13 protein-coding genes are annotated in these 24,871 nt (G+C 76.3%); 10 read left to right on the top strand and 3 right to left on the bottom strand.

Going from position 1 to position 24,871, the window contains the following annotated elements; translation table 11 throughout:
• Window positions 1-28 precede the first annotated feature (28 nt).
• Window positions 29-916, bottom strand: coding sequence for an alpha/beta hydrolase (locus tag AB0I11_RS04820; protein WP_357313144.1), 888 nt, complete (start codon window positions 914-916; stop codon window positions 29-31).
• Window positions 917-1,015: 99 nt separating this feature from the next.
• Between AB0I11_RS04820 and AB0I11_RS04815 the strand changes: the two genes are divergently transcribed.
• From AB0I11_RS04815 to AB0I11_RS04775, 9 genes are all read left to right on the top strand, one after another.
• A complete protein-coding gene (locus tag AB0I11_RS04815; RefSeq protein WP_357313140.1) occupies window positions 1,016-2,974 on the top strand; it encodes a BTAD domain-containing putative transcriptional regulator in 1,959 nt (652 codons plus the stop codon).
• A gap of 227 nt (window positions 2,975-3,201) precedes the next feature.
• Window positions 3,202-4,338, top strand: a complete 1,137-nt coding sequence (locus AB0I11_RS04810; protein WP_357313137.1) for a hypothetical protein — start codon at window positions 3,202-3,204, stop codon at window positions 4,336-4,338.
• Between the two features lie 407 nt (window positions 4,339-4,745).
• Window positions 4,746-5,396: a hypothetical protein gene (locus AB0I11_RS04805; protein ID WP_357313134.1), complete on the top strand. Its 651-nt coding sequence runs from the start codon at window positions 4,746-4,748 to the stop codon at window positions 5,394-5,396.
• Window positions 5,397-5,761: 365 nt separating this feature from the next.
• Window positions 5,762-6,139 carry a hypothetical protein gene (locus AB0I11_RS04800; protein WP_357313131.1) on the top strand — a complete coding sequence of 126 codons (378 nt, stop codon included), beginning with the start codon at window positions 5,762-5,764 and terminating at the stop codon, window positions 6,137-6,139.
• Window positions 6,136-8,862: a tetratricopeptide repeat protein gene (locus tag AB0I11_RS04795; protein WP_357313126.1), complete on the top strand. Its 2,727-nt coding sequence runs from the start codon at window positions 6,136-6,138 to the stop codon at window positions 8,860-8,862. Before AB0I11_RS04800 ends, AB0I11_RS04795 begins: the two co-directional genes overlap by 4 nt.
• A 144-nt stretch (window positions 8,863-9,006) precedes the next feature.
• A complete protein-coding gene (locus AB0I11_RS04790; RefSeq protein ID WP_357313123.1) occupies window positions 9,007-10,248 on the top strand; it encodes a hypothetical protein in 1,242 nt (413 codons plus the stop codon).
• 337 nt (window positions 10,249-10,585) lie between these two features.
• Window positions 10,586-16,057 carry a carboxyl transferase domain-containing protein gene (locus AB0I11_RS04785; RefSeq protein WP_357313119.1) on the top strand — a complete coding sequence of 1,824 codons (5,472 nt, stop codon included), beginning with the start codon at window positions 10,586-10,588 and terminating at the stop codon, window positions 16,055-16,057.
• A gap of 108 nt (window positions 16,058-16,165) precedes the next feature.
• The gene (locus AB0I11_RS04780) at window positions 16,166-19,291 is read left to right on the top strand and encodes a hypothetical protein (RefSeq protein ID WP_357313115.1); all 3,126 of its coding nucleotides are present in this window, start codon (window positions 16,166-16,168) and stop codon (window positions 19,289-19,291) included.
• Between the two features lie 44 nt (window positions 19,292-19,335).
• Complete coding sequence (locus AB0I11_RS04775) at window positions 19,336-20,571, top strand: MalY/PatB family protein (protein ID WP_357313111.1); 1,236 nt, start codon at window positions 19,336-19,338, stop codon at window positions 20,569-20,571.
• A 55-nt stretch (window positions 20,572-20,626) separates the two neighbouring features.
• Here the strand turns inward: AB0I11_RS04775 and AB0I11_RS04770 are convergent, their stop codons facing one another.
• Together AB0I11_RS04770 and AB0I11_RS04765 are read right to left on the bottom strand one after the other, a co-directional pair.
• Window positions 20,627-21,739 (bottom strand): hypothetical protein, encoded by a 1,113-nt coding sequence (locus AB0I11_RS04770; protein ID WP_357313108.1) that lies wholly within the window; start codon window positions 21,737-21,739, stop codon window positions 20,627-20,629.
• Window positions 21,736-22,302, bottom strand: coding sequence for an RNA polymerase sigma factor (locus tag AB0I11_RS04765; RefSeq protein ID WP_357313105.1), 567 nt, complete (start codon window positions 22,300-22,302; stop codon window positions 21,736-21,738). Before AB0I11_RS04765 ends, AB0I11_RS04770 begins: the two co-directional genes overlap by 4 nt.
• A gap of 369 nt (window positions 22,303-22,671) precedes the next feature.
• Between AB0I11_RS04765 and helR the strand changes: the two genes are divergently transcribed.
• Window positions 22,672-24,819 carry an RNA polymerase recycling motor ATPase HelR gene (gene helR, locus AB0I11_RS04760; protein ID WP_357313500.1) on the top strand — a complete coding sequence of 716 codons (2,148 nt, stop codon included), beginning with the start codon at window positions 22,672-22,674 and terminating at the stop codon, window positions 24,817-24,819.
• Window positions 24,820-24,871: the final 52 nt, after the last annotated feature.

The raw sequence follows: 24,871 nt of genomic DNA, 5'->3' as shown, positions 1-24,871 counted from the left end.
GGCACCCGGCATGCGCCGGGCGCGCGAATCAGCGGCGCCGGCGGGCCAGCAGGGCGCGCAGGGCCGCGACGACCTCGCCCGGCGCCGCCTCGGCCAGGAAGTGGCCCGCCGAGGTGGTCCGGTGGTCGAGGTCGGGGGCCCAGGCCCGCCAGAGCCCCTCGGCGTCGTAGCCGAGCGCCGCACCCCAGTCCTGCTGGACCACGGTCACCGGCATCGCCAGGCGGTTCCCGGCGGCCCGGTCGGCCCGGTCGTGCTCGACGTCGATCCCGGCGGAGGCGCGGTAGTCCGCCACGATCGACGGGATCGCCGCCCGCGACGCCGCGAGGTACTCCGCCCGGATCTCGGCCGGGATGGCCCGCGGGTCGCCGCCCCAGAGATCGAGGAAGTACCCGAAGAAGGCGTCGGCGCTGGCCCCGATGAGCTGCTCCGGCAGCCCGGGTGGCTGCGCCATCAGGTAGAGGTGGAAGGCGACCGCGGCGCCCTCACCCCGCAGCACCTCCCACATGTCCAGGGTGGGCAGGACGTCCAGCGCCGCGAGGTGGGTGATCGTCTGCGGATGGTCGAGCCCGGCGCGGACCGCGACGAGCGCGCCCCGGTCGTGGCCGGCGAGGGCGAAACGCTCGTGGCCGAGCTGCCGGGCCAGGGCCACGACGTCGGCCGCCATGGTGCGCTTCGCGTACGTGCCGGCGTCGTCCGCCGGCGGCTTGTCGCTCGCCCCGTAGCCGCGCAGGTCGGGGCAGATCACGGTGTGGTCGGTGGCCAGGTCGGCGGCGACGTGCCGCCACATGAGGTGCGTCTGCGGGAAGCCGTGCAGCAGCACGATCGGGCTGCCGGCGCCGCCGACCGCCACGTTCAGCGTCACGGTCCCGTCGACCGTGACGCGCTGGTAGTCGAACCCGGAGATGGCCGTTGTCATCGTCGTCCCTTCTCGTAGCGTGAACCCGTCCAGCCTCGCGCCGGCCGATGAGCAACCGATGAGCGCGCTAGGTTGGCCAGGGCGAGGAAGGGTGGGTCGGTGCAGGTCACGGTCGGTGTGCTCGGGCCCGTCGTCGGCTGGGACGCCACCGGGGCGCGGCTGGACCTGAAGGGGCCGCGGCACCGCGCGGTGCTGGCCCGGCTCGTCGTCGCCCGCGGCCAGGTCGTCCCCGTCGACCGGCTCGTCGACGACCTGTGGCCGGTGCCACCGCCGGGCGCGGTGGGCGCCGTCCGGACCTTCGTGGCGGCGCTGCGGCGGGCGCTGGAACCCGACCGGCCGCCGCGTGAGCCGGCCCGGCTGCTGGTCACCGAGGGACCGGGGTACGCGCTGCGCGCGCCGCGCGACGCGGTGGACGCCTGGCGGTTCGAGGACGAGACGACGGCCGCGACCGACGGCCCGCCCTACGAGACGCTCGACCGGCTCGACCGGGCCCTCGGCTGGTGGCGCGGTCCCGCCTACGCCGACTTCGACGAGCCGTGGGCCCGGACCGAACGGTTCCGGCTGGCGCAGGTACGCCTCGACGCGGTCGAGCGCCTCGCCGGGGCGCGGCTGGCCGTCGGGCGGCCGGCGGACGTGGTCGCGGATCTCGACGCCCACGTGGCCGAGCATCCCTGGCGGGAGGAGGCCTGGCGGCTGCTCGCCCTCGCGCTGTACCGGGCCGGCCGGCAGGCGGACGCGCTCGGCGTGCTGCGCCGGGCCCGCGGCCTGCTCCGGGAGCAGCTCGGCATCGACCCGAGTCCGCGCCTGCGCCAGCTGGAGACCGACCTGCTGCGGCAGAGCGACCAGGCCGACGGCGGGCTGCCGGGTCCGGACCGGATCTGGGCGGACGCGGCCGCCGCGTACCACCGGACCGTGGCCGCGGACTCGCGGGTCCGGCTGGAGTCGACGGTCGGCCTGCTGCGGTCGCTGGCCATGGCCGGGCCCGGCGGGCTGGAGGCCGCGCGCGGGCAGCGGGTCGCCGCGATCGCCGCGGCCGAACGGCTCGGCGACGCCGACCTCACCGCCCGGGTGATCGGCGGCTACGACGTACCGGCGATCTGGACCCGCTCGGACGACCCGGAGCAGGCGGCCCGGATCGTGGCGGCGGCCGAGCGGGCCCTCGACGCGCTGCGCCCCGGCTCCGCCGACGCCACCCGGGCCCGGCTGCTGGCCACGGTCGCGGTGGAGTCGCGGGGCACCCCGGGGCCGCGTGGCCGGACGGCGGCCCGGGAGGCGGAACGCATCGCCCGCCGGCTGGGCGATCCCGCCCTGCTGGCGTTCGCCCTCAACGGCACCTTCATGCAGTCCTTCCAGTGGGCCGGGCTCGCGCCGGAACGCGACGCGATCGGCGCCGAACTGGTCGCGCTCTCGGCCCGGCACGGCCTGCCGGCGTTCGAGATCCTGGGGCACCTGGTCCGACTCCAGGCCCGCAGCGCGCTCGCCGACTTCGACGGCGCGGACGAGCACGCCGCCGCCGCCGACGGGCTCGCCCTGCGGCACGAACGTCCCCTGGTCGGGGTGTTCACCCAGTGGTACCGGGCGCTGCGGCTCTCGGCGGCCGGGGAGCCGCCCGAGGTCGAGGAGGCCGCCTACCGGGAGGCGGCGGCCCGGCTGCCGGGCGCCGGCATGCCCGGCGTCGAGCGCGGCCTGCTCCCGCTGGCACTGCTCTGCCTGCGGCTGCGGCACCACCGGACGGCCGACGCCGACGACGACACCGACTGGGGCCCCTACGCGCCCTGGACGCGACCGCTCGTCCTGCTGGCCCGGGAACGCCCGGCCGACGCCGCCGCCGCGCTACGGCGGGCCCCGGACCCGCCGCACGACCTGCTGTTCGAGGCGCTGTGGTGCCTGATCGGCCGCGCCGCGGTCGCGCTCGCCGACCGGCCGACGATGCGGCGGGCGCGCGACACGCTCGCCCCGGCCGCCGGCGAGCTGGCCGGCGCCGGCAGCGGCCTGCTCACCCTCGGGCCGGTCGCCGACGAGCTGGACCGGCTCGACGCGGCGCTCCGCCGGGCCTGAGCAGGTCACCGCCGGGCGCTCGACCGGCTCGACGCGGCGCTCGGCCGGGCCTGAGCGGGTCACCGCCGGCGGCCGCCGCTGGGCCGGTGGCCCTTCCGCGTGTTGCCGCGGTTCGTCCCGCCGGGCCGGGCAGAATCAGGGGCCCTGGCATGAGCGTGCGGTACTGCCACCGGAGGTGCCCGTTGTCGCGGAGTCCCGGCCGACTGGCTCGCTGGACGCTGCGCGGCATGCTCCTGGCCGGCGGCGTCGTCGGCGCGTGGGGCCTGTCCGACGCCGTCGCGGGCGACGCGGCCCAGGCGGTCGCGCCGACGCCCCCGGCCGTGGCCCGCGACCACGACGCCACCGCCGGCGACCCGGACCGGGCGGCCGAGCCGGAGCCCCCGTCCCTGGTCCGCGACCTGCTCCACGGCGCTGCCCGGGTCGTCGGCGACCTGGTGCCCCGAACCGCTGACCGGCCGGCGGGCACGGCCGGCGGGAACAGCCCACCCGGGGACGCGCCCGACGCCGGGATGGCCGGCCCGGACCGCCCGCCCGCGGGCCGGACCAGCGCGCCCGACCCCCGGACGACCGATCCGGACCGCCCACCCGCGGGCCGGACCAGCGCGCCCCAGCCCGGGGTGGCCGACCCGGACCGCCCACCCGCGGGCCGGACCAGCGCGCCCGACCCCGAGGTGACCGACCCGCGCCGCGCGGCGGGGGCCGACACGCCGGCCCCCGGCCGGTCGCGCGTCGCCGAGGTGATCGACCCGCTGACCCGGTCCGTCGTGGCGCTGGCCTCCCCCGTCGTGCGGCCGATCACCGGGTCGCGGCTGCTGGCGCCGGTCGCCGAGCTGATCGGGCCGGTGACCGGGCCGATCGTCCAGGTGCTGCCGCCCGTGCTGGATCCGGTGCTCGAACTGACCCAGCCGATCCTCGGCCCACCCGCCGCTGCCCCGGCCCCCGTCCCCGTCCCTGGTCCCCTCCCCGACGCTCCCGCGCCCGCCGGGGACGCGGCGGCGAGCGATCCACCGGCCGCCGCCGCCCGCCCGGGCACACCGACCGGCGCGGCCGGCGCTCCCGATGCCGCCGCGCCGTCCCGCCTCGCGCCGCGCCCGGTGGCGGGCCGCGCCGCCGGCGACGCGTCGACCACCGCGGCGGCCCGCGCGCGGGTACCCCGGTCCGACGAACCGGGCCCCGTCCCCGGGGTGGCCCCGGACGCTCCGGCCAGCACGGCCGGCGCCGGCTCGGCCACCGGCGGGGCCGGCGTCCCGGCCGAGGCCTGCCCCCGTTCCTGGTCCCCCGGGCTGCGGCTGATCGGCTGCCGTCCGGCCCCCGACCACCTGCTCGCCGGTCGTTCCGGCAGACCGGACCCCAGACCCGCCTGACCGCCCGCGCGGGGCAACGGCCGACGGCTGGGACCCGCCCGGCGAACCGGCCGGTCAGACCGGCTCGCGCCGGGTCCGGCCGCCGTCACCTCGACCGCCGTCACCTCGACCGCCGTCACCTCGACCGCCGTCACCTCGGCCGCCGTCACCTCGGCCGCCGTCACCTCGACCGACCGCACCGGTAGTCGGCCGAGCCGACGGTCGAGCCGACGCGCCCCACCGCACCCGAGGGCCCATCGGGCCCGCCCACCTGCCCACGCCGGCCCGGGCCGGCGTACCGCACCACCTCCGGTCGCCGCCGCACGGCGCGACCGGCAGGCGCCGTGCCGCTGACGCGATGACGCCCACGCCGGTGCACCGCGTCGCGCACCCCGTACGCGAACCGACCGCACCGCAAGGAGAAACCCGTGCCTCACCTCCCGGCTGTCCGCCGCGCCCAGTGGCGCGACGTCGCCGACATCGTCCCGCTCGTCACCGACCCGTTCGCCGCCAGCGCCCTCGGCGCGTGGCTCGTACCCGACGAGCGCCGCCGCCGCAGCGTGCTCACCGCCGTCATCCGGGTCTGGATCGAACACGCCCTGCTCTCGGGCGAGGCGTACCTGCTGCACGACCGCTCCGCCGTCGCCGTCTGGCTGCACCGGTTCGGGGTCGTGCCCGCGCCCGAGGGGTACGGCCGCCGGCTCGCCGTCGCCTGCGCCGGCCACCTCGACCGCTTCCTGCACCTCGACGACGTGCTGCACGCGCACCGCCCGGCCGGCCCGCACCACCACCTGGCCTTCTTCGCGGTCGCGCCGAGCCCGCACCGGATCAGACGCGCCGCCACCCTGCTCGCCGCCAGCAACGCCCGGATGGGACAGGCGCTGCTCCCCACCTACGCCGAGGCGACCACCACCGCCGAGCGGGACCTGTACGCCCGGCACGGCTACCTGGCCCAGGACCCGTTCGCGCTGCCCGGCGGCGGCACCGCCCACCCGATGTGGCGGAACCCGGGCCGGCGGCAGCCCGGTCGCACGCTGACCAGACCGGCGATCTGCCCGTACGCGGCGACACCCGCGTAGCGGGTCACCGGGCGGGATCACGATCGCCCGGTGACCCGCCCGTCGGGACGAGGCGCCCGCGCGACCGCGGGCGGCGGGCCGGCCCGGGCCGGGGCCGGCCCGCCGCCGAACCGGACAGCAGCACTGGCCGGCCCGCCGCCGAACCCGTCAGCGGCTCCGACCGGCTCGCTGTCGGCCGGCAGCGGCCCTGGCCGGCCGGCACCGAGTCGAGAATGGACCGACCGCTGGCGGCTGCCGGGGTGGCGGGATCGGGGACGGCGGGCACGGCTGACGGTAACGATCATGATCACCGGATGTGGTGGGGTGGCCGTAAACTGAGCGTCCGCCATCAGGGCCCTGATGGCGGACGGCAGGAGGTGGCTGCTGTGCCGGATCGCAGGTGGCGGTGGGCCGGCCGCGCCCTGTTCGCGGTGATCGTTGTCGCCCTGGTGGCGTATCTGGCCCGGGTGGGCTGGGACGAGGCGGACAAGCGGGCCAGCAGCATCGGGGCGGTGCTGGCGTTGCTGGCGTTGGGGGCGCCGTATCTGCTGCCCTCGACAGGAGGTGGCGCGGTGGTGCCGGAACCGGAGCGGGCCGAGGACACCGGCACGGCAGAGGCCACCGGTGGTGGGCAGGCCAACACCGGTGTGGACAGCGTCGACGGCGCCGAGCGGCCCGCGCAGGTCATCCGCTCCGGGGATGCGCGCGCGGACGGGCCGGGATCGGTGGCCAACACCGGCATCGTGCGCCGACCCCGATCGTGACGGCCGACGACACCTCGGCGCAGCAGGCACCGGACGCGGTCAGCGTCACCGGCTCCGGTGCCGCGTCGGCCGACCGCGGTGGTGTCGCCAACCCCGGCGTCATCATCGGCGATGTCACCACGAACTATCACGACCACCGGCCGCGCCCGGCGCCGGTGTGGCCGGTGCTGGTGGGGCAGCCTCCCGCGCTGGCCTCGGCGTTCCAACCCCGAGCGTCGCTGCGGGACAGCGTCGTTGCCGCCCGCCGCCACGGCGACGATGTCGTGCTGGCGCACCGCGACAGCCGCGGTGGGCACCCGGGCACGCAGGTGCTGACCGGTGGCGGCGGCGTGGGTAAGTCACAGCTGGCGGCGTGGTTCGCCCGGCAGACGATCGACGCGCGCGGCACGGACCTGGTGGTGTGGGTCGACGCTGCCAGCCCCGACCAGATCATCACCGGGTACGCGCGGGCCGCGGTGAGGGCCGGTGTGCCCGGCGCGGACGGCACCGACCCGGACGCCGACGCGGCGGCGTTGCTGGAGTGGCTGCACACCACCGAGCGCAGCTGGCTGGTGGTGCTCGACGACGTCGGCGACCCCGGCGAGGTGGCCCGGTGGTGGCCGCCGCAGCGGCCGAGCGGATGGACCCTGGCCACGACCCGGCTGCACGATTCCGCCCTGACCAGCTCCGGCCGCCAACAGATCAACGTCGACGTGTACACCCCGGCCGAGTCGGTGGCGTACCTGAGCCAGCGGCTCACCGAGGCCCGCTGCGCTCATCTGCTCGACGATCAGGTGGCCAGCCTGACCGCCGCGGTAGGGCACCTGCCGCTGGCGTTGTCGCACGCCGCCGCCTACATGATCAACCAGGAGCAGGGTTGTGCCGCCTACCTCGCCGACTACCGCAGCGGTGCCCAGCGGCTGGCCGACCTCATGCCGGCCAGTGCCGACCCCGATGCCTACGGCCGGCCGGTGGCCGTCACCCTGCTGCTCGCCCTGGACGCCGCCGACCGGGCCGAACCGGCCGGGCTGGCCCGCCCGGCCCTGGCGCTGGCCGCCCTGTGCGACCCGGCGGGGCACCCCGACGCCCTGTGGGCCACCCCCGCCGTCACGACCTACCTGTCCGCCCACCGCGACGGCCCGCCGGTCACCGGCGAGCAGGCCCGCCGGGCGCTGCGGCTGCTGCACCGCTACGGGCTGCTCACCCACACCCCGGGCGACGCGGCCCGCGCCGTACGCGTCCACGCCCTGACCGCCCGCGCCATGCGCGAGACCACCGACCTCGATGCTGCCGTGGTGGCCCGCGCGGCCGCCGACGCGCTGCTGCAGTTGTGGCGGGACGGCGACCACGCCAGCATCCCGCTCGCCACCGCGCTGCGCGCCAACACCACCGTCCTGGCCGATCACGCCGGGGACCTGCTCTGGCACCCCGACGCGCATCCGCTGCTCTACCGGGCCGGTCGGAGCCTGCTCGATGCCGGGCTGCACACCACCGCCGGGACCTATTGGGAGGACATGACCAGGCAGGCCGGGCGGTTGCTCGGCGCGGAGCACCCGGACACGGTGAGCGCCCGTGCCAACCTGGCCGCGTCCCACCGGCAGGCGGGCCGCACCGCCGACGCCATCGCCCTCGAGGAGAAGGTGCTCGCCGACCGGCTGCGGCTGCACGGTGAGAATCACCCGAAGACCGTGATCGCCCGCGCCAACCTGGCCGCCTCCTACCAGCAGGCGGGCCGCACCGCCGACGCGATCACCATCGGCGAGGAGGCGCGGGCCGGCTGCGTGCGACTGCTCGGTGAGAATCACCCGGACACGGTCAGCGCCCGCGCCAACCTGGCCGCCTCCTACCGCGAAGCGGGCCGCACCGCCGAGGCGATCGCCCTTGAAGAGGCCGTGCTGGCCGACCGGCTGCGGCTGCTCGGCGCGGAGCACCCGCACACCGTGAGCGCCCGCGCCAACCTGGCCGCCTCCTACCGCCAGGCGGGACGCACCGCCGAGGCGATCACCCTCGAGGAGGCCGTGCTGGCCGACCGGCTGCGGCTGCTCGGCGCGGAGCACCCGCACACCGTGAGCGCCCGCGCCAACCTGGCCGCCTCCTACCAGCAGGCGGGACGCACCGCCGACGCGATCACCCTCGCCGAAGAGGTCCTCGCCGAACGGCTGCGACTGCTCGGCGAGAGTCACCCGGACACGGTGGGCGCCCGGGCCAGCCTGGCCGTCTCCTACCGCCAGGCGGGCCGCACCGCCGACGCGATCGCCCTTGAGGAGGCGGTGCTCGCCGACCGGCTGCGGCTGCTCGGCGAGAGTCACCCGGACACGGTCGGCGCCCGCGCCAACCTGGCCGCCTCCTACCAGCAGGCGGGACGCACCGCCGACGCGATCGGCCTGCTGGAAGACGTGCTCGCCGACCGGGTGCGGCTGCTCGGCGCGGAGCACCCGCACACCTTGATCGTCCGCGCCAACCTGGCCACCTCGTACCAGCGGGCGGGGCGCACCGCCGAGGCGATCGGCCTGCTGGAACAGGTGCTCGCCGACTGTGTGCGGCTGCTCGGCGTGGAGCACCCGGACACCGTGAACGCCCGCGGCAACCTGGCCGTCTCCTATCAGCAGGCGGGTCGTGTCGCCGACGCGATCGGCCTGCTGGAAGAGGTGCTCGCCGACTCCGTACGGCTGCTCGGGGAGAACCACCCGGACACGCTCCTGGTGGCGGACGCACTGCGCGATTGGACCGGCAACCGGCGGTGATCCCCGGGCGGGCAGCACGGCACGCCGCCGGCCGCCAGCGCGCAATTCACCCTCTTCCGGCCGGAATCGGAACACTCTTGCGGGGTTTCGTGTCCACCGCCCGGAGCCGCCGTTGTACGGGGTGTGACGGCGAAACGGGCAACCATGCTGACCACGGTCACGACCGACCCGTCCCGGTGGCAGGCCGGCTGGGCGCGCCGCGAGAACGAGCGCCGGCAACGGGCGTACGAGATCGCGGCCGAGGCGTGGCAGCGCCGCGCCGACCAGCTGGACCGGCTGCGGATCGAGGCCGCCGCGTTCCTCGGCTGCACCCAGCCGCGCGCCGGGCTGCCCGTACGCCTCGACGACGACGAGGTCGTCTACCGCGTCCTGCCCAGCGCGGACCTCGTCGAGGCCCAGGCCCGTCACCTCACCGGGCTGCCGTCGCCGGCTCTCGCGGTGGCGACGGCACCGGTCGACGGGACCGGCCGGCCGCTACCGGCCGGGCTCCGGGTGGTGGACACCGGCATGGCGGTGGTGACCAACCGCCGGGTCGCCTTCGCCGGCTCGACCGCCCGACGCGAATGGTGGCACGCCGACCTGCGGGGGCCGGGCCACCATCCCACCGCGCCGATCACGCTCCTGCACACCACCGACGGCCGGGCGCCGGCGGGGTTGCGGGTGCCGGCCGGCGCCGCGGTGAACTTCCGCTTCTACCTGACCCTCGCCGTGGCCACCGCGACCGGCCGCCGCGCCGTGCTCGCGCCGCAGCTCGACGCCCTGGTGGCGGCCCACGACGACGCCCGGCCGGTCGCACCGGCCCGGGTCACGCCCGAGGACGCGCCGGGCCCGTTGGTCCGGCCGGAGCGCCTCGCCGCCGCGGCCGCGGTCGCCGTCGCCGTCGCGATCGGCAGCCTTACCGCCGGCACCCTCGGCGCGCCGGCCGCCGTCCCCTACCGCGCCGGGTCGGCGACGAGCGGATCCCCCGACCACTCGGCCGGCGGCGGCCCCGCGCCACTGGCCGTTCCGGGCGCGGCCGGCAGCAGCCGCACGGGTGCCGGCACGGTACCGCCGCGGCCGGCCGGGACCACCCGGCCGGCCGGCGGGGGTGCCGCCGCCGGGGCGACCGGGACCACCGCGCGGCCGGCCCGGCGGGGCGACGCCGCCCGGGTGATCAGGACCGGCCGGACCGTGGCGGTGAGCCGGGAACCGGCCGCCCAGCCGGCGGCCGCCTCGCCCCGGCCCGCGCGGACCGCACCGACCGCCCCGGCACCGGCCACGACTCCCCCGCCGGCCACCGCGCCCGCGCCGAGCGACCCCGCGCCGTCCCCGGATCCCGGTACGGCGGCCTGCCTGCTGCCACTGCGGCTGCCGGTGGTGGGCCCCCTCCTCTGCCCGGCCGCCTGACCCGCCGGACCGGCCCGCCCTGACCCCGCCGCGCCAGCCGGCCCTGACCCGGCCGGGCGGGACTGCCCTGAGCCGCTGGCGGTACCTCCGCGCCGCTGGGCGCCATCACCTTGGGCCGCCGGCCGGCCGGCGCACCCGCTCCCCCGGAACCGCAGCGCCGGTCCCGGGCAGCCGCCGTGACAGCCAAAAAGTTTTGTTTGGTTCCTACAACTGGCACCGCACAGGCTTCGGTGGTTACGACATGGCGCCGCCCGCCGGCAGGCGGAAGGGTGATCACTGCCGGGGGCCGCCGTCCCGCGGCGCGTCGCATCATGGTTCTACCGGAGGGGTCGGTCAGGTGTTCAGCCGTGTCGCCATCGTCAACCGGGGTGAGGCCGCGATGCGGCTCATCCACGCGGTCCGTGAGCTGGCTGCGGAGACCGGGTCCCGGATCGAGACCGTCGCCCTCTACACCGACGTCGACCGCACCGCGACGTTCGTGCGCGAGGCCGACATCGCCTATGACCTCGGTCCGGCGTCCGCCCGGCCGTACCTCGACCTGACGGTGCTGGAACGCGCCCTGGTGCAGACCGGCGCCGACGCCGCGTGGGTGGGCTGGGGCTTCGTCGCCGAGGATCCGGCGTTCGCGGAGCTGTGCGAGAAGATCGGGGTCACCTTCGTCGGGCCGAGCCCGGACGCCATGCGCAAGCTCGGTGACAAGATCGGCGCGAAGCTGATCGCCGAGGAGGTCGGCGTACCGGTCGCACCGTGGAGCCGCGGCGCGGTCGAGACCCTGGACGCCGCCCTGGCGGCGGCCACCGAGATCGGCTACCCGCTGATGCTGAAGGCGACCGCGGGCGGCGGCGGGCGCGGCATCCGGGTGGTCACCAACTCCGCCGACCTGGCCGACGCGTACGAGCGCACCAGCCAGGAGGCGGCGCGGGCCTTCGGCAGCGGCGTGGTGTTCCTGGAGCGCCTGGTCACCGGCGCCCGGCACGTCGAGGTCCAGGTGATCGCCGACGGCCAGGGCACCGCGTGGGCGCTCGGCGTACGCGACTGCTCGGTGCAGCGGCGCAACCAGAAGGTCATCGAGGAGTCGTCGTCGCCGGTGCTCAGCCCGGCGCAGGCCGCCGAGCTCAAGGCGTCGGCCGAGCGGCTGGCCGTCGCGGTCGGCTACCGGGGCGCGGCGACCGTCGAGTTCCTCTACCACCCCGGCGACCGGCTCTTCGCGTTCCTGGAGGTCAACACCCGGCTCCAGGTCGAGCACCCGATCACCGAGCTGACCACCGGGTTCGACCTGGTCAAGGCGCAGCTGCAGGTGGCCGGGGGCGGGCGGCTCGACGGCATGCCGCCGGTGGAGCGCGGCCACGCCATCGAGGCCCGGCTCAACGCCGAGGACCCCGACCGCGACTTCGCGCCCTCCCCGGGGCGGATCGCCCGGCTGGACCTGCCCGCGGGGCCGGGCATCCGGGTGGACACCGGGGTCAGCGAGGGCGACACCATCCCCGCCGACTTCGACTCGATGATCGCCAAGATCATCGCCTACGGGCGGGACCGGGACGAGGCGCTGGGCCGGCTGCGCCGGGCGATGGCGAACACCACGGTGATCATCGAGGGTGGCGCCACCAACAAGAGCTTCGTGCTCGACCTGCTCGACCAGCCCGAGGTGATCGACGCCAGCGCGGACACCGGCTGGATCGACCGGGTCCGGGGCCAGGGCCGGCTGGTCGCGCACCGGCACTCGGCCGTCGCGCTGGCCGCCGCGGCCATCGAGGCGTACGAGGAGGAGGAGCGCGCCGAGCGGCAGCGGCTGCTGTCGACGGCGGCCGGCGGCCGGCCCCAGGTGCAGCACAAGAGCGGCCGGCCACTGGACCTCAAGCTGCGCGGCGTGACCTACCGGATACGCGTGGCACGGATCGGCGCGCACCGGTTCCGGGTCGGCATCGAGGCCGGCGGCGCGGTCCACACCGCCGACGTCGAACTCGACCGGTTCGACCGGCACACCGGGCAGATCGCCGTCAACGGCCGCCGGCACCGGCTGCTCACCGGCACCCACGGCCCCGTCCACCTGGTCGAGGTGGACGGCGTGACGCACCGGGTCAGCCGCGACGAGGGCGGCGTCCTCCGGTCCCCCATGCCCGCCCTGGTGGTCGCCACGCCGCTGGCGATCGGCGCCGAGGTCGAGGCGGGCGCGCCGGTGCTGGTGCTGGAGGCCATGAAGATGGAGACGGTGCTGCGGGCGCCGTTCAAGGCGCGGCTGAAGGAGTGCGCCGTCTCGGTGGGCAGCCAGGTGGAGGCCGGCGCCCCGCTGCTGCGGCTGGAGCCGGTCGCCGAGGAGGGCGCTGAGGTCGCGGACGGCCCGTCCGCCGCCACGGTCGAGCTGGACCTGCCCGCCGCGCCCGGCGACGTACCGGCGGCCGAGCGCACCCGGCGCGGCCAGGAGGACCTGCGCGGCCTGCTGCTCGGCTTCGACGTCGACCCGCACGACGACCGCCGGGTGCTCGACGACTACCTGGCCGCCCGGCGGGCCGCCACCGAGGACGGTCACCGGCCGCTCGCCGAGGAGATCGACCTGGTCGAGGTCTTCGCCGACCTCGCCGAGCTGAGCCGCAACCGGCCCACCGGCGAGGACGGCGGCGGCGACGCCCACGTGCACAGCGCCCGCGAGTACTTCCACACCTACCTGCAGAGCCTCGACGTGGAGCGGGCCGGGCTGCCGGCCGCGTTCCAGGCCCGGCTCGGCAAGGCGCTCGGCCACTACGGGGTGGCCGAGCTGGAGCGCTCCCCCGCGCTCGAGGCCGCCGTGTTCCGGATCTTCCTGGCCCAGCAGCGCGCGTCCGCCGACGCCACGGTCGTGGTGGCGCTGCTGCGCGCCTGGCTGCGCGAGCCGCCGCCGGACGAGACGCTGCGCGAGCCCGCCGGCCTCGCGCTGGAGCGGCTGGTGGCCGCCACGCAGGTCCGCTTCCCGGTGGTCGCCGACCTCGCCCGGGGCATCGTCTTCGCCTGGTTCGCCCAGCCGCTGCTGCGCCGCAACCGCGCCCAGGTCTACGCCGAGGTCCGCAAGCACCTGCGCCACCTCGACACCCACCCGGACGCGCCCGACCGCGCCGAGCGGATGGCCGCGATGGTACGCAGCACCGAGCCGCTGGTGCGGCTGCTCGGCCAGCGGCTCGTCCGCGACCACCTGGACAACGCGGTCATGCTCGAGGTGCTGACCCGGCGCTACTACGGCAACAAGGCGCTCACCAGCGTCCGCACCCACGACGTCGCCGGCTGCACCTTCGTGGTCGCCGGGCGCGCCGAATCGAGCGTGGTCTCCGCGGCGGTGCGCTTCGACGCGCTGGGCGGCGCGCTGCGCGGGCTCGCCGAGCTGGCCGGCGGCGACGGCACCATCGACGCCGACATCTACCTGGCCTGGGAGAACCAGCCGGAGGACTTCGACGCGATGGTGGCGGCGCTGCTCGAGGTGCTCAACGCGCACCCGCTGCCGGCCCAGGTCCGCCGGGTCACCACCACCGTCGCCGGCCGGGCCGGCGCGGTGATGCACCACCACTTCACGTTCCGCCCGACCGGGGCCGGCATGGCCGAGGAGCGGCTGATCCGCGGCCTGCACCCGTACATCGCCGAGCGCATGCAGCTGGAGCGGCTGCACAAGTTCGACCTGACCCGGCTGCCGTCGGCCGACGAGGAGGTCTATCTCTTCCAGTGCGTGGCCCGGGAAAACCCGTCCGACCAGCGCCTCGTCGCGTTCGCGCAGGTGCGCGACCTGACCGAGCTGCGCGATCAGGACGGCCGGCTGGTCGCGCTGCCGACCACCGAGAACACCATCGCCGCCTGCCTGGACTCGATCCGCCGCGCCCAGTCGCAACGCCCGTCGAAGGGGCGCTTCACCACCAACCGGATCGTCGTCTACGTGTGGCCGCCGAGCGAGCTCACCCGCGAGGAGATGGAGATGATCGCCGGGCGGGTACGCCCGACGACCGCCGGGGCCGGACTGGAGGAGATCCTGTTCATCGCCCGGCAGCGCGACCGGGACACCGGCGCGCTGACCAAGATCGCCGTACGGATCTCCTTCGACGTGACCGGCGCCGCCCGGTTGACCGTCGGGGAACCGCCGGTGGAGCCGGTCGAGCCGCTCGACGACTACCGGCTGAAGGTGCTCCGGGCGAGCAGCCGCAACACGGTGTACCCGTACGAGCTGACCGGGCTGCTCGGCGACTTCGTCGAGCACGACCTCGACGAGCACCACGCGCTGGTGCCGGTCGACCGGCCCAAGGGGCGCAACAGCGCGGCCATCGTCGCCGGCGTGGTCACCACGCCGACCCCGCGGCACCCGCAGGGCGTCACCCGGGTGGTGCTGCTCGGTGACCCCACCAAGTCGCTGGGCGCGCTCTCCGAGCCGGAGTGCCGCCGGGTGATCGCGGCGCTGGACCTGGCCGAGCGGCTGCGGGTGCCGCTGGAGTGGTACGCCCTCTCCGCCGGTGCCCGGATCTCGATGACGTCGGGCACCGAGAACATGGACTGGGTGGCCGCGGCGCTCAAGCGGATCGTCGAGTTCACCCAGGCCGGCGGTGAGATCAACATCGTGGTCGCGGGGATCAACGTCGGCGCCCAGCCGTACTGGAACGCCGAGGCCACGATGCTCATGCACACCAAGGGCATCCTGGTGATGACGCCGGACTCGGCGATGGTGCTCACCGGCAAGCAGTCGCTCGACTTCTCCGGTGGGGTGTCCGCCGAGGACAACTTCGGCATCGGCGGCTACGACCGGGTGATGGGCCCGAACGGCCAGGCCCAGTACTGGGCGCCGGACCTGCCCGCCGCCCGCGACGTGCTGATGGCGCACTACGCGCACACCTACGTCGCACCCGGGGAGGACGCGCCGCGCCGGGCGGGCACCACCGACCCGGTCGACCGGGACATCTCCGGCTTCCCGCACGCCGTGGCCGGCAGCGACTTCGCCACGGTCGGCGAGATCTTCTCGGCCACCGCGAACCCGGACCGGAAGAAGCCGTTCGACATCCGGACCGTGATGCGCGCGCTGGCCGATCAGGACCACCCGGTGCTGGAGCGGTGGGCGGGCATGGCCGACGCGGAGACCGCGGTGGTGCAGGACGTGCACCTGGGCGGCATCCCGGTCTGCCTGCTCGGCATCGAGTCCCGGTCGGTGCCCCGGCGGGGCTTCCCGCCCACCGACGGTCCGGACACCTACACCGCCGGCACGCTCTTCCCGCGCTCGTCCAAGAAGGCCGCGCGGGCGATCAACGCGGCCAGCGGGAACCGGCCGCTGGTGGTGCTGGCGAACCTGTCGGGCTTCGACGGCTCGCCCGAGTCGATGCGCAAGCTGCAACTGGAGTACGGCGCGGAGATCGGCCGGGCCATCGTGAACTTCCGCGGGCCGATCGTGTTCTGCGTGATCTCGCGCTACCACGGCGGCGCGTTCGTGGTGTTCTCCAAGGCGCTGAACCCGGAGATGACCGTGCTGGCGCTGGAGGGGTCGTTCGCCTCGGTGCTGGGCGGCGCGCCCGCCGCCGCGGTGGTGTTCTCCGGCGACGTCGACGCGCGTACCGCCGCCGACCCCCGGGTGCGGGACCTGGAGGCCCGCGCCGCGGCCGCCGCCGGCACCGAGCGCGCCGCGCTGACCGCGGAACTCGACGAACTCCGCTCGTCGGTGCGCGCGGAGAAGCTCGGCGAGGTGGCCACGGAGTTCGACCGGGTGCACAACATCCGACGCGCCGTCGAGGTCGGCTCGGTCGACGCCGTCATCCGCGCCGCGGAACTGCGGCCGCGCATCATCGAGGCCATCGAGTCCCGGCTGCGCCGGGCCTGACCGCCCTCGGCTGCGAAGCCCCGACGAGCCGGCCGCTCGTCGGGGCTTCGGCGGTCCGCGGTGGAATCGTTATCCGGGTACCGGCTGGCGCAGCCCTACGCTCCGAGCGTGACTCACGTTCCTCCGGGCCGGAAGCCGTACCCGCTGCTCGCCGCCGCGCTCGTCCTGCTGCTGCTCGGCGCGGGCGTCGCCGGCGGGATCGGCGACGCGCTCGGGCTGAGTCACACCCCCGCCGCCGTGCCGCGCGAGGACCTCGCCGCCGCGCCGCGACGCGCGGCGGCACCGGCGCCGCCGCTGGCCTCCCTGGTGGTGCCGGACGAGCCGCGCACCGTCAAGGCCGCCGCCGCCGTCGCCGACGCGCTGGCCACCCGCGGCCGGCCCCGCCCGGCCGTCACCCCGGCCGCGCCGGCGCCGACCCGACCGGCCGGGCCGGTGGCCGGTACCGCCCCGGGCCCGGTGGCCGGGGAACTCGCGGCGGTGACCACGCTGCGGGCCGGTGTGCTGGCCACCCTGGCCGCGGCGCCCGAGTCCTACCGGCTCAGCGTGCACGGGCCGGACCTGGTCGTCGACGGGGTCGACGTCGCGGGCACCGCCGCCGGGCTGTACCGGCTCGCCGACCGGATCCGCTCCGGCGCCGAGGCGCTGCCCGCCGCCGACGCGGGCCGGGTGGTCACGCCCCGGCTCGGCCTGCGGCTGACCGACGCCGGTTCGGTGGGTCGCGAGCCGGCGCCGGCCGCCTTCGCCGCCGGCGACGACTACCAGCTCAACACCGATGTGGTCGGGGCGGCGCTGCTGCCGCGCGCGCCGTGGGTGGACGCCGCCGCGGTGGCCCGCATCGACGCGCAGTTCCGGCAGTTCGTCGACCACTCGGTGGCGCAGGGCTACAACGCGGTCGTCGTGCCCGGCTTCCTGGAGTACGTCACCTTCGCGAAGGTGGGCGACGGGCACGCCGTGTACCGGCCCGGCGACCCGCACGTCGACCGGGCGCGGGCCATGGTCGCGGCGTTCGGCCCGGTCTTCCGGTACGCCGAGGAGATGGGCGTCAAGGTCTTCCTGCTCACCGACATGCTCGCGGTGTCCCCGCCGCTGGAGGCGTACCTGACCCGTACCGTCGGCGGCCTCGACGTGGCCGACCCCCGGCTCTGGGCGGTCTACCAGGCCGGGCTGGCCGAGCTGTTCGAGCGCCTGCCGTTCGTCGACGGCCTGATGGTGCGCGTCGGCGAGGGCGGCGCGGTGTACGCCGCGGCCGGGTGGGACTACTCGTCGCGGCTCGCGGTCACCACGGCCGCGTCGGTGCGCGCGATGCTACGGGCGCTGCTGGACACCGCGGGGCGGGCCGGCCGGGACGTCATCTTCCGGAGCTGGACCGTCGGGGTGGGCGCCGTCGGCGACCTGCACACCAACCCGGAGTCGTACGCGCGGGTGCTGGGCGGGTTCGACGACCCGCACCTGATCGTGTCGACCAAGTACACCCTCGGCGACTTCTACAGCCACCTGCCGCTGAACACCACCCTGCTGACCGGCGCGCACCGCCGCATCGTGGAGTTCCAGGCCCGGCGCGAGTTCGAGGGCTTCGGCGCGCTCCCCAACGACCTCGGCCCCCTGCACCGCCAGGCGTTGCGGACGTTCCTCGCCGCCAACCCGAGGGTCGAGGGGGTGTGGAACTGGACCCAGGACGGCGGCCCGCTGCGCGCCGGGCCGATGTCGCTCTACCTGCGCACCGGCTTCTGGCAGCTCTACGACCTCAACACGTACGCCGTCGCCCGGCTGGCCTGGGACCCGGACGCCGACCCGGCGCAGGTGACGGCCGACTGGGCGTACCGCACGTTCTCCGCCGACCCGGCGACCGTGGCCGCGATCGGGCAGGCCATGGCGCTGTCCCGGCGGGCGGTCGGCACGGGCCTCTACATCGGGCCGTACGCCGACCGGTCGGTGCGGGCGCTCGGGCTGGAACCACCGCCGATGATGTGGATCTTCGAGTGGGACATCCCGACCGGCGACTCCGCCGCGCTGGACAGCATCTACGCGGTGACCGGCGAGCGCCTCGACGCGGCCGTCGACGAGGGCGCGGAGGTGGTCGCGCTGGCCCGCCGGATGCGTGACCTGGTCGCCGCCACCGACCCGGCGACGTGGCGGGACGCCGGGCTGCGCGCGCGGTTCACCAGCACCCTCGACTACCAGGTCAACCTCTTCGAGACGCTGGGCGCCTACCGGAGCATGGTGCTGCGCCACGCGCAGTGGCTGGACACCGGCTCGTCGGCCGCCTACCAGGGCTGGCGGTCGGCCGAGACGGCGTACCGGGCGGCGCGGGACGCGCACCGACAGCGCTACGGCGCCGACCTGGACCTGCCCGCGTACAACTTCACCGCGGCCGACCTGGGCGCGGAGCGCGCGGACCGGGACCCGGCGATGGCGTGGGCGGCCCGGGCGCTGCTCGGGCTGCTGCTGCTGGTGGCGCTGCTCGGCCTGCGCGGGCGCGGGCCCGGCGGCGCCGCGGCGCGGGCGCTGTTGCGCGGCGCGCTCCGGCCGTGGCGGGTCGCCGCGCTGCCCGCGCCCGCGTCCCGGGCCGACCGGGTGCTGGTCTGGCTGGTTCCGGCGGCGGTGCTGGTGGCCAGCCGGCTCGTCTTCACCTGGTGCGCCGCCCCCGCGCACCTGCTGGTCACCCTCGGCGGGTGGGCGCTGTTCGCCGTGGTGGTGCGCCTGGTCGTCGGGCGGCGCGACCCGTTCCACCTGTGGGCGGTGGTCGGCGGCGTCGCGCTGCTGCGCAGCGTGCTGCTGCTGGCGGCGCTGGCCCCACGCGGGCCGGGCGGCTACTGGTTCGCCTTCTGGACCGCGCCGACCCTGCGCGCCGGCTACGTCACCGTCGCGTTCGCGGCGTTCTGCTGGCTCTTCGTGGCCACCGCCGTGGTGCTGCGCGACCGGTACGGGCTGCTCCGTCGCCGGGCCGTCGGGCTGACCGTGACCGCGGCGGGTGTCCCGCTCGGCGTGCTCGCCGGCCTGGTCGCGCTGGTCGGCCTGGAGCGGGCGCTGACGGTCTGGAACGACCAGTTGGCGCTGCTGCCCTGGGGGCTGTCCCGCATCCTCGGCATCACCGTCTACCTGGGCATCCCGGCCGGCCTGCCGGCGTACGCCGCGGCTGCCGGCGTCGCGCTCACCGCCGCCGGTCTCGCCGCCGCCGGTTGGCCGGCGCGGCCCCGGCGTGCCGCTTCCGGTGACGCACGGCTCGCGGCGTGACACCGGTGCGGACCGGGCCGGCGGTGCGGCCTAGGGTGGGCGGCATGGCAGGTCCCGCTCACGCCGTGGCCCGGAATCCGCTCACCCTGCTCACGCTGGCCGACCTGCGGCAGCGCTCCAGCGTGAAGTGGCGCCTGCACCCGCCCGACGTGCTGCCGCTCTGGGTGGCCGAGCAGGACGCGCCGCTGGCTCCCGCGGTGGCCGACGCGCTGCGCCGCGCGATCGACCTCGGCGACACCGGTTACCCGCACGGCACCGGCTACGCCGAGGCGCTCGCCGAGTTCGCCGCCCGGCGCTGGGACTGGCCCGATCTCCGGGTCGCGCACACCACCGTGGTGCCCGACGTCATGATCGGCATCGTCGAGGTGTTGCGGCTGGTGACCGACCCGGGCGACGCCGTGGTGGTCTGCTCCCCCGTGTACCCGCCGTTCTACGCCTTCGTCAGCCACGCCGGCCGGCGGGTGATCGAAGCCCCGCTCGGGCCGGACCTGCGGATCGAGCCGGCCGCCCTGGACGAGGCCTTCCGCCGGGCCCGCGCCGCCGGCCGCCGGCCGGTGTTCCTGCTCTGCAACCCGCACAACCCGACCGGCGTCGTGCACCGCCGGGACGAACTCGAGGCCGTCGCCGAGTTGGCCGCCCGGCACGGCGTACGGGTGATCTCCGACGAGATCCACGCCCCCGTGGTGCTTGCCGGGGCGCGGTTCACCCCGTACCTGACGGTGGCCGGCGCCGAGGACGCGTTCGCCCTGACCTCCGCCTCGAAGGCGTGGAACCTCGCCGGCCTCAAGGCGGCGCTGGCGATCGCCGGCCCGCGGGCCGCCGCCGACCTCGCCCGGATGCCCGAGGAGGTCGGTCACGGGCCCAGCCACCTGGGAGTGATCGCGCACACGGCCGCGTTCCGCGACGGTGGGGAGTGGCTCGACGGGCTGCTCGCCGGCCTCGACGGCAATCGCGCGCTGCTGGCGTCGTTGCTGGCCGAGCACCTGCCGGCGGTCCGGTACCACCGCCCCGAGGGCACCTACCTGGCCTGGCTGGACTGCACGGCGCTCGGCGTCGCCACCGAGGCGCCGGACGGCGAGCCCGGCATCGCCAGCGACCTCGCCGGGCCGGCGAAGATGTTCCTCGACCGGGCCCGGGTGGCGCTCAGCTCCGGGCACGTCTTCGGCACCGGCGGGGCGGGCTGCGTACGCCTCAACTTCGCCACCTCACCGGAGATCCTCACCGAGGCGGTCACCCGGATGGGCCGGGCGGTCGACACCGCCCGGCCGCCGGCCGGCTGAGCCCGCCGGTCGTGCCGCGCCGGCCGGGACCGGCCGGCGCGGGGAACGGCCGCCGTCAGTGGCAGCCCAGCCCTTGGGCGTACCCGGCCGGCACCTCACCGGCGGCGACCTTGTCGGCGATCTCCCAGAACACCTCCGGCCAGTCGCCCTCGTCCTTCATCTCGTGCAGCACCCGCCAGTTGTGGCTGCTGCGCAGCGCCTCACCGGCCCGCCGGCGGGCGGCGTCGTCACCGGCCCGGTCGGCGCGCAGCCACTCCGCGATCCAGCCGCAGCCCACCTTCGAGGTCACCCCGGCGCCGAACTGGTAGGCGTCGTTGGTGCCCAGGCTGGCCAGCGCGGCCTGGTCGAAGTTCGGCGGGAGCGGCACGTCGGCGAGGACCGCGGCCGCCCGGGCGTCGACCCGGTCCGGCGTGACGATCTCCGGCGGCAGCGCGGCCAGCCAGGTGCGGACGTCGACGCGGACGACGCGGGCCAGCACCCGGTCGAAATCGGCCCGCCGGCCCACCCCGGCGCGCAGTTCGACGAAGACGCCGTCGCGGGGGCGGAGCATGACCGCGAAGTCGTCGGCCTGGTAGGTGAACAGGTCGCCCGGCCAACCGTCGACCGTCACCGGCTCCGGATCGCTGACGTCGAGCCGGTCGGCGCGGAAGGTGTCGTAATGCTCGGCCGGGTACCAGTTCATCTCCAGTTCCCGGTCGCCGTTGCGGAACGCGATGGTGCCCTGCTGCTCGGCGAACCCGTAGACGGTGGTCGCCCGCCACCCGGGCTGGTCGATCAGCAGCCGCGGGTTCTCCTCGGCGGCCTTCAGGGCCACCGGCGAGTAGCGGACCGGGGCGCCGGCCGCGGGCGCGGACGGGTCGCCGTCCGGATCCTGAGCCCCCGCGGCGGGCGCCCCGGTCCGGTCGCCGTCCGGGTCGGCGCGCAGCAGGCCGGGCAGGACGAGGGCGCCGGTGAGCACCGCCGCCGCGGCGAACACGCCGGCCAGGCGGCGAACCGTGGCACGGCGGGGCCGGGGGCGCGGTTGCGGCGGTTCGGCGACCGCAGCGGGCGTCGGCTCGGACATGATCTCCTCCAGGAGGGTCTGCTCGGCCCCGTCGAGGTGCCCGAGGAGATCGGGTCGGTAGGGGTCGGCGTCTCGCACCATCCGGTCGAGGTGCTCCTCGGTCATCTGCCCTCCTTCGGGGCGGGTGCGGCCAGGACATCGGGTACATGTCCGGGTGGGCCGAGGTCGTCACCGACGAGTTCGCGCAGCCGGGCCCGCGCGCGCGAGAGCCGGGTGCGGACCACGGCCGGGCTGACCCGCAGCACGCCGGCCGCCTCGCGCGGCTCCAGACCCTCCCAGACGGTGAGCATCAGCACCTCCCGGTCCAGCTCGCCGAGGCGGGCCAGCGCGGCCCGAACGGCGAGCCGCTCGGGCACCTCGCTGCCCGGGTCGGTGGCCATCACCGCGGTGATCCGGTGCCGCAGCCGCTCCCCCAACCGCTGCCGGCGTACCCCGCCGCGATGGTGGTTGGCGAGCACGCGTCGGGCCACCCCGTACAGCCAGAGCCGGGCCTCGCCGTCGGGCGGCAGGTCCTCCCGGCGACGCCAGGCGACCAGGAAGGTCTCCGCGACGACGTCGGCCGCGTCCTCGGGGTGCGCGACGCGCCGCAGGGCGTACGCCAGCAGGGGCTGGAAGTCGGCCGCGTAGACGCGTCGGAAGCGGTCCTCGTGGTCAGTCCCGGAGCTCACGTTCACCCCATGTCCGGCCGAGGGCCGATCGTGACGGGCTCGGACCGGAAAGTTCGGGCCAGCACCGGCGAACGGTGACGGCGTGCCCGGCGGGCCGCAGCACAGGGCGGTGGGCAGTACAGGGCGGTGGGCAGCACAGCCCGGGCAGAAAAAAGGAGGGGGTGAACCCCTCCACTGTAAAGGTATACCCCACCCGGGGGCTTGCGGCAAGACCCCGGTCGTGCCGCAGAATCGCTGGCCGAGGCCCGGACGGGCGGAACCGGTGGTCGCGCGCCCCGCCGCCGGTCCTGGCCAGCGCCTCCGGCAACCCACCCGGCGCCGCGCGCCGGTTGCCCGCGACCACAGATCGGAACAGACGATTTGACTTCCCTGAGCGGCAGTGTCTTCCACCTTCCCGACCGGCTCCGCGCCAAGGCCGATCCGGCGTTGATCGACGGCGACGAGCAGCACTTCGCGGCCATCGCGGCGCGGCTCGACCAGTTGCTCGGCGACCTGTCGGACCGGCTCGACGCCGCCCGCCGGGCGCCCGGCGGCAAGGGCCGCCAGGCGTCGGACCGGGACATGGAGGTCCGCCGGCTGGAGGCCGAGCTGCGTCGCCTCCGCCGCTTCGGCCTGGACCTGTGCATCGGCCGGATCGTCGGCGCGGAGCACGCCGAGCCGGTGTACATCGGCCGCCGCGGCCTCACCGACAGCGCGGGTCGCCGGCTGCTGCTGGACTGGCGCTCGCCCGCGGCCGAGCCGTACTTCGGGGCGACCCACGCCAATCCGATGGGGCTGGCCAGCCGCCGCCGGTACCGCTGGACCGACGGCCGGATCAGCGACTACTGGGACGAGGTGTTCACCCCGGACGGGCTCGACGGGCACGCCGCGCTCGACGACCAGTCCGCCTTCATCGCCAGCCTGGGCGGCAGCCGGTCGGCCCGGATGCGGGATGTGCTCGCCACCATCCAGGCCGACCAGGACGCGATCATCCGGGCCGGCTCGCGGGGCGCCCTCGTGGTCGACGGCGGCCCGGGCACCGGCAAGACGGTCGTCGCCCTGCACCGCACCGCCTACCTGCGCTACGCCGACCCGCGCCTCGGCCACCGCACGGGCGGGGTGCTGTTCGTCGGTCCGCACGAGCCCTATCTCGCCTACGTGGCCGACGTCCTGCCCAGCCTCGGCGAGGAGGACGTGCAGACCTGCACGCTGCGGGACCTGGTTCCCGAGGGCGCCGTGGCGAGCGCCGAGACCGACCCGGAGGTCGCCCGCCTGAAGGCGTCCGCGGACCTGGTGGTCCGGGCGGTCGAGGCGGCCGTCCGGTTCTACGAGGAGCCGCCGGCCACGGGGATGACGGTCAGCGCCGGCGAGGCCGACGTCTGGCTGAGCGCCGACGACTGGGCCGAGGCGTTCGCGGCGCCGGGGCCGGGCACCCCGCACAACGAGGCGCGGGACGAGATCTGGGCCGAGCTGCTCACCATCCTGCTGGCCCGGTACGACGGCGACGAGCCGGAGGATCAGGTCCGCGGATCGCTGCTGCGCAATCGGGAGCTGCGGGCGGCCGTCAACCGCGCCTGGCCGCTGCTCGACCCGGCCGAACTCGTCGGTGACCTCTGGTCGGTGCCGGCGTACCTACGCCGCTGCGCGCCCTGGCTCAGCCCGGACGAGGTCCGGCGGTTGCAGCGCACGAACCCCCGGGCCTGGACCGGGTCCGACCTGCCGCTGCTGGACGCGGCACGGCAGCGGCTCGGTGATCCGGAGGCGGCGCGGCGCAACCACCGGCACGAGACCGCGCTGGCCACCGAGCGCGAGCGGATGGCCGCGGTCGTCGACGAGCTGATCGAGGCACACACCTACGACGACGGTGAGGGGGTGCTGTCCAGCCTGCGCCAGCTGGACCTCCAGGACGCCCTGGTGGACGAGGCGGGGCTGGCCACCGCCGAGCCGGACCAGCTCGCCGGCCCGTTCGCGCACATCGTCGTGGACGAGGCGCAGGAACTGACCGACGCGGAGTGGCAGATGCTGCTGCTGCGCTGCCCGTCCCGGAGCTTCACCATCGTCGGGGACCGCGCCCAGGCCCGGCACGGCTTCGCCGAGTCCTGGCCGGAGCGGCTCGGCCGGATCGGGCTCGACCGGATCACCGTGGCCCCGCTGCGCATCAACTACCGGACGCCGGAAGAGGTCATGACGGAAGCCGAGCCGGTCATCCGGGCCGTGCTCCCGGACGCCAACGTGCCGACCTCCATCCGCAGCGGCGGCCTGCCCGTGGTGCACGGCTCGGTCGGGCAGCTCACCGCGATCCTCGACAGCTGGCTCGGCGCGCACGACGAGGGCATCGCCTGCGTCATCGGCGATCCCGCGTTCCGGCCGACGGCCCGGGTCCGGTCGCTGACCCCGGAGCTGGCGAAGGGACTGGAGTTCGACCTGGTGATCCTCGTCGACCCGGCGGCGTTCGGCGACGGCATCGAGGGGGCCGTCGACCGTTACGTGGCGATGACCCGGGCGACCCGCCAGCTCGTCATCCTCACCAGCCCCTGACCGCGCTGCCGGCTGAGCCGAGGAGCACCGCGCGCCCGCCGGGGGCGGGCAC

It is taken from the genome of Micromonospora sp. NPDC050495 (assembly GCF_040655175.1).
Taxonomy (GTDB): domain Bacteria; phylum Actinomycetota; class Actinomycetes; order Mycobacteriales; family Micromonosporaceae; genus Micromonospora.
The sequence above is the reverse complement of the archived record's forward strand: the minus strand, read 5'-3'. Positions and strand labels throughout refer to the sequence as shown.

Excerpts from the sequence above, each read along its gene's own strand:
- AB0I11_RS04820 (WP_357313144.1), bottom strand. The coding sequence starts at position 916 with ATGACAACGGCCATCTCCGGGTTCGACTACCAGCGCGTCACGGTCGAC.
- AB0I11_RS04810 (WP_357313137.1), top strand. The coding sequence starts at position 3,202 with ATGCTCCTGGCCGGCGGCGTCGTCGGCGCGTGGGGCCTGTCCGACGCC.
- AB0I11_RS04790 (WP_357313123.1), top strand. The coding sequence starts at position 9,007 with ATGCTGACCACGGTCACGACCGACCCGTCCCGGTGGCAGGCCGGCTGG.
- AB0I11_RS04775 (WP_357313111.1), top strand. The coding sequence starts at position 19,336 with ATGGCAGGTCCCGCTCACGCCGTGGCCCGGAATCCGCTCACCCTGCTC.
- AB0I11_RS04770 (WP_357313108.1), bottom strand. The coding sequence starts at position 21,739 with ATGACCGAGGAGCACCTCGACCGGATGGTGCGAGACGCCGACCCCTAC.